Here is a 4,760-nt window from a genome sequence, read left to right as displayed (position 1 = left end):
AGGTGCAGACCCGGCAGGCGCGGCCGCAGCCGCGCGACCGCCTCCAGCGCGTCCTCGATCTGCTTGTGCGGCACCAGCCGCGACAGCACCACCACCCGTGGCGCGGCGGCACGCGGGCCGGACAGCGTTCGCGCCGGGGCCTCGTCGAGGCCGTTGCGGACCACCGCGATGTGCGCGTTGTCGACCCCGAGCGTCACCAGGTCGCGCGCCGACGGCAGCGAGACCGTCACGTATTGGTTGCGGCGGTTCAGCCACGGCGACAGCCTCGACTCGACGAACCAGCCGAGCCGGCCGAGCACCGGGCCGGCCACCGGCCACTGTTCGCGGTGGCAGTGGTGCACCAGCACCACCACCCGGCGGCCGTACACCAGCCGGGCGAGGAACGGCAGGCCGTTCTGGGTGTCGACGACCACGTCGGGCCGCACCCGCCGCAGCGGCCCGAGCCCCAGTCGCGCCGCGGCCATCGCGAGCAGGGCCCAGACGTAGACGGAGTAGCGGCCGCCCGCGCGGTCGATGCGCACACCGTCGACCACTTCCCGGCGCGGCGCGCCGGGGTAGCGGGCGGTGCGCAGCGTGACGGCGATGCCGGACGCGGCCAGCTGCGCGCCGATGCGCTGCAAGTAGGCCTCGCTGCCGCCGCCCTGCGGGTGACCGGTATCGCGCCAGCACAGCAGGAGCACGGAGCGCAGACCAGACATCACTGGTCAGCCTAGCCCGGCGGCGCCCCCTCGGGGGCCGGCGACCCCGCCGGCCACTTCCGCCACACGGGTCCCCGCCAGGAGGGAGCGTGCGGTTGCCCGCCTCGCAGCGACAATTCGGGCGACCGGGCGCCGCGCCGCGCGTTGTCGCTGTGAGGTGGGCACTTCGGGTGCCGTCCGGGCCAGGGACGAAAGTGACTGATGTGACGAACCGCGGCGACCGCGCGCCGGCGCTGCGTAGGGTTGGTCGGTGGCCGTGACCCCGGATCCCACCCGAGTGTTCGCGCGGCGGGCGACCCTGGGCCGCGCGCTGCGGCTGCTGTCCGAGTTCCGCTTCGAGCAGTCGGACCCCGCCCGGTTCTACGGCGCGCTCGCGGCGGACACCGCCGCGATGGTGGGTGATCTCTGGCTGGCCACGCACGGCGAATCCCCGGCCGGGCGCACCCTGCTCGACGTCGGCGGCGGGCCCGGTTACTTCTCGGCCGCGTTCGCCGACGCCGGGATCCGCTACCTGGGCGTCGAACCCGACCCGAGCGAGATGCACGCGGCCGGGCCCGTCCCCGCCGGGCGCGCCGGGAACTTCGTGCGCGCCTCCGGCATGGCCCTGCCGTTCGCCGACGGCTCGGTGGACATCTGCCTGTCGTCCAACGTCGCCGAACACGTGCCGCGGCCGTGGCGGCTTGGCGCGGAGATGCTGCGGGTGACCAAGCCCGGCGGGCTGGCCGTGCTCTCCTACACCGTCTGGCTGGGCCCCTTCGGCGGGCACGAAATGGGCCTGAGCCACTATCTCGGCGGGGCGCGCGCCGCCAGGCGCTACGCCCGCAAACACGGGCATCCGGCCAAAAACGACTACGGGTCGTCGTTGTTCGCCGTGTCCGCGGCCGACGGCCTGGCGTGGGCCGCGGACACCGGGGCGGCCGTGGCCGCATTTCCCCGCTACCACCCCCGATGGGCGTGGTGGCTGACCTCGGTCCCCGTGCTGCGGGAGTTCCTGGTGAGCAATCTGGTGCTGGTCCTGCAACCCCAATAGTGAAACGTGTTCTCGTTTCGCGTCGGCTTGGGTAGGGTGGCGCCCATGCGCGCCGGCGACGATAAGCACGGCAGCGCAATCTAAAAGGGTAGGAGGAGCGGCGCAGATGGCCGACAGCAAGACCGAATACGACAAGCTTTTCATCGGCGGCAAGTGGGCTGAGCCGTCGACCGACGAAGTGATCGAGGTGCGCTGCCCGGCCACCGGCGAGTACGTCGGAAAGGTGCCGCTGGCGGCCGCCGCCGACGTCGACGCCGCGGTCGCCGCGGCGCGCGCGGCCTTCGACAACGGGCCCTGGCCGACCACCCCGCCAAAGGAGCGCGCGGCCGTGATCGCCAACGCGCTCAAGCTGATGGAGGAGCGCAAGGACACGTTCACCCAGCTGCTCGCGGCCGAGACGGGCCAGCCGCCGACCGGCGTCGAGACGATGCACTGGATGAGCTCGATCGGGGCGCTCAACTTCTTCGCCGGCCCGGCCGTCGACCAGGTCAAGTGGAAAGACATCCGCACCGGCGGCTACGGGCAGAGCATCGTCTATCGCGAGCCGATCGGCGTGGTGGGCGCGATCGTCGCGTGGAACGTGCCCCTGTTCCTGGCCGTCAACAAGCTGGGCCCGGCGCTGCTCGCCGGCTGTACCGTCGTGCTCAAGCCGGCCGCCGAAACCCCTTTGAGCGCAAACGCTTTGGCGGAGGCTTTTGCCGAGGCCGGACTGCCCGAGGGCGTGCTGTCGGTCGTGCCGGGCGGGATCGAGACCGGACAGGCGCTGACGTCCAACCCGAACGTCGACCTGTTCTCCTTCACCGGCAGCTCGGCGGTCGGCAAGGAGATCGGCCGGCGCGCCGCGGACATGCTCAAGCCGTGCACCCTGGAGCTCGGCGGCAAGTCGGCGGCCATCGTGCTCGACGACGTCGACCTGCCCTCCGCCATCCCGATGCTGGTGTTCTCCGGGATCATGAACACCGGCCAGGCCTGTGTGGCCCAGACCCGCATCCTGGCGCCACGCTCGCGGTACGACGAAATCGTGGACGCGGTAAGCACTTTCGTGCAGGCGCTGCCGGTGGGCCTGCCGACGGACCCGGCCGCCCAGATCGGCTCGCTGATCTCGGAGAAGCAGCGGGCCCGGGTCGAGGGCTACATCGCCAAGGGCATCGAGGAGGGCGCGCGGCTGGTCTGCGGCGGCGGCCGTCCCGAGGGCCTGGACAGCGGCTTCTTCGTGCAGCCGACCGTCTTCGCCGATGTCGACAACAAGATGACGATCGCCCAGGAGGAGATCTTCGGGCCGGTGCTCAGCATCATCGGATACGACACCGAGGAGGACGCGATCAAGATCGCCAACGACTCCGTGTACGGCCTGGCCGGCAGCGTGTGGACCTCCGACATCGACCGCGGCATCGCGGTCTCGGAGAAGATTCGCACCGGGACCTACGGGATCAACTGGTACGCCTTCGACCCTTGTTGCCCGTTCGGCGGCTACAAGAACTCCGGCATCGGCCGCGAGAACGGCCCCGAAGGCGTGGAGCACTTCACCCAGCAGAAGAGCGTGCTCATGCCGATGGGCCACACGATCGAGGGCTGACGCTCCGACTACCGGGCGCGCACTCCCCGCGGGCGAAACCCGCGGGGAGTGCGCGTTCGACGTTGATGCCCGGCGCACTAGCGCCAAATTATGCAAAAAAGCATAGAAAACCCCTTGTGACGGTCCTGTAAATCAGGAGCGGCATCCCGCCCGCTTCGGCATTTCCCGTGCTTCCGGGTTTACATAGGGGATAAAACTTGCTTACTGGACCGCTGTCTTATATGCTTCTCAGCATAATCATGGTCGGCGCTTAGGCCGGGAGAGAATCATGTGGATCATCGAGCTGAACATCGGCGGCTATCAATTCACCCGCGAGGTGCCCGACCTGAAGCGCCCGAATTTCCGCTTCAGCCCGCGCAGCATGCATTGGCCGGCACTGCGGCATTCCCACGCTGCATGACGTTGGCCCCGGGAGGCACGAGAGTGGCGACCACGAGCGAATCTGTGCAGGATCTCACCCCGACGAAGCGTGGCGGCACGCGCAGGAAGATGTTGGCCAGCGCCGCCGAGGTGATGCGTGAACGGGGCGCCGCGGGAGTGACGATCGACGCGGTGCTCGCCCGCAGCGGCGCGCCGCGCGGCTCCGTCTACTACCACTTCCCCGACGGCCGCAATCAGATCCTGATCGAGGCACTGCGCTACTCCGGGGACTCGATCACCGCGATGATCGACGACGCCGCCGAGCAGGGCGCCCGGGTACTCCTGGGCAAGTTCGTCGAATTCTGGGAGCGCCTGCTGACCGAGGGCGGCTTCAACGCCGGCTGCCCCGTGGTGGCCGCGGCGATCGGCTCGGACGACGACGACGCCACGCTTTCCGCCGAGGCCGCCGCGATCCTGGGCCGCTGGTGCGCCGCGCTGACCCGGGCCTTCACCCACGACGGCTTCGACGAGCCGTGCGCCGCCTCGCTGGCGGTGATGTCGATCGCCTCGCTGGAGGGCGCCATCGTGCTGTCCCGCTCGACCGGCAGCATCGACCCGCTGCGCCAAGTCGGCGAGCAACTCGAATTCCTCATCAAGGCAAGGGAATTCGTGCTGCGCAACAATATCGGCGAGTAACTCCTCAGTCGCTGGCCGGCAGCGGCTTGACTTCCTTGAGCTGCAGGGCGGTTTGGCCGACGCTCAGGCTCCCGGCGCCCGGCTTGGTCACCAGCACCTCGGCGCCGGTCTCGTCGACGTAGCGCTTGCCCATCACGGTGCCGCCGGCGAACGCCGGGTCCAGCTCGCCGGAACGCTCGGCGCCGATCGGCACCATCGGCGCACCGCCACAACGCAAGTCATCGAGGCTGTCGGCGCTCCGGACGACGATCACCTGCGTGTCACATACCTGGCTGGCCAGGCGGGTCCCGTTCTTGATCATGTTTCTTCCCTAACTTCCCTACTGGTCGGCCGGCGCGGCACGCAGTGCACCTAAGTCTTTGACGATCTCGCGGCGCAGCACCTTGCCGGTCGCCGTGGT

General features: G+C 69.8%; 6 protein-coding genes. 4 read left to right on the top strand and 2 right to left on the bottom strand.

Annotated elements, in window-relative coordinates; genetic code table 11:
* Positions 1 to 698: glycosyltransferase family 4 protein (locus A5701_RS16270; protein WP_156670119.1), on the bottom strand; the 698-nt coding region annotated here is incomplete at its 3' end.
* Positions 699 to 954: 256 nt separating this feature from the next.
* Between A5701_RS16270 and A5701_RS16265 the strand changes: the two genes are divergently transcribed.
* The 4 genes from A5701_RS16265 (at position 955) to A5701_RS16255 (ending at position 4,360) form a co-directional block, all read left to right on the top strand.
* A complete protein-coding gene (locus tag A5701_RS16265) occupies positions 955 to 1,728 on the top strand; it encodes a class I SAM-dependent methyltransferase (protein WP_156670120.1) in 774 nt (257 codons plus the stop codon).
* A 106-nt stretch (positions 1,729 to 1,834) separates the two neighbouring features.
* A complete protein-coding gene (locus tag A5701_RS16260) occupies positions 1,835 to 3,304 on the top strand; it encodes an aldehyde dehydrogenase (RefSeq protein ID WP_067755593.1) in 1,470 nt (489 codons plus the stop codon).
* Positions 3,305 to 3,572: 268 nt separating this feature from the next.
* Positions 3,573 to 3,704, top strand: a complete 132-nt coding sequence (locus A5701_RS29155) for a hypothetical protein (protein WP_255396796.1) — start codon at positions 3,573 to 3,575, stop codon at positions 3,702 to 3,704.
* 89 nt (positions 3,705 to 3,793) lie between these two features.
* Positions 3,794 to 4,360, top strand: coding sequence for a TetR/AcrR family transcriptional regulator (locus tag A5701_RS16255; RefSeq protein WP_067755600.1), 567 nt, complete (start codon positions 3,794 to 3,796; stop codon positions 4,358 to 4,360).
* A 4-nt stretch (positions 4,361 to 4,364) separates the two neighbouring features.
* Here A5701_RS16255 and A5701_RS16250 read toward each other — a convergent pair whose 3' ends face one another.
* Entirely contained in the window at positions 4,365 to 4,661 is a 297-nt protein-coding gene (locus tag A5701_RS16250; protein ID WP_067755590.1) for a hypothetical protein, read from the bottom strand.
* Positions 4,662 to 4,760 lie beyond the last annotated feature (99 nt).

The organism is Mycobacterium sp. E3305 (assembly GCF_001666785.1).
Taxonomy (GTDB): domain Bacteria; phylum Actinomycetota; class Actinomycetes; order Mycobacteriales; family Mycobacteriaceae; genus Mycobacterium.
Note: the sequence above shows the minus strand (reverse complement) of the source record. Positions and strands in the feature narration are given on the sequence as shown.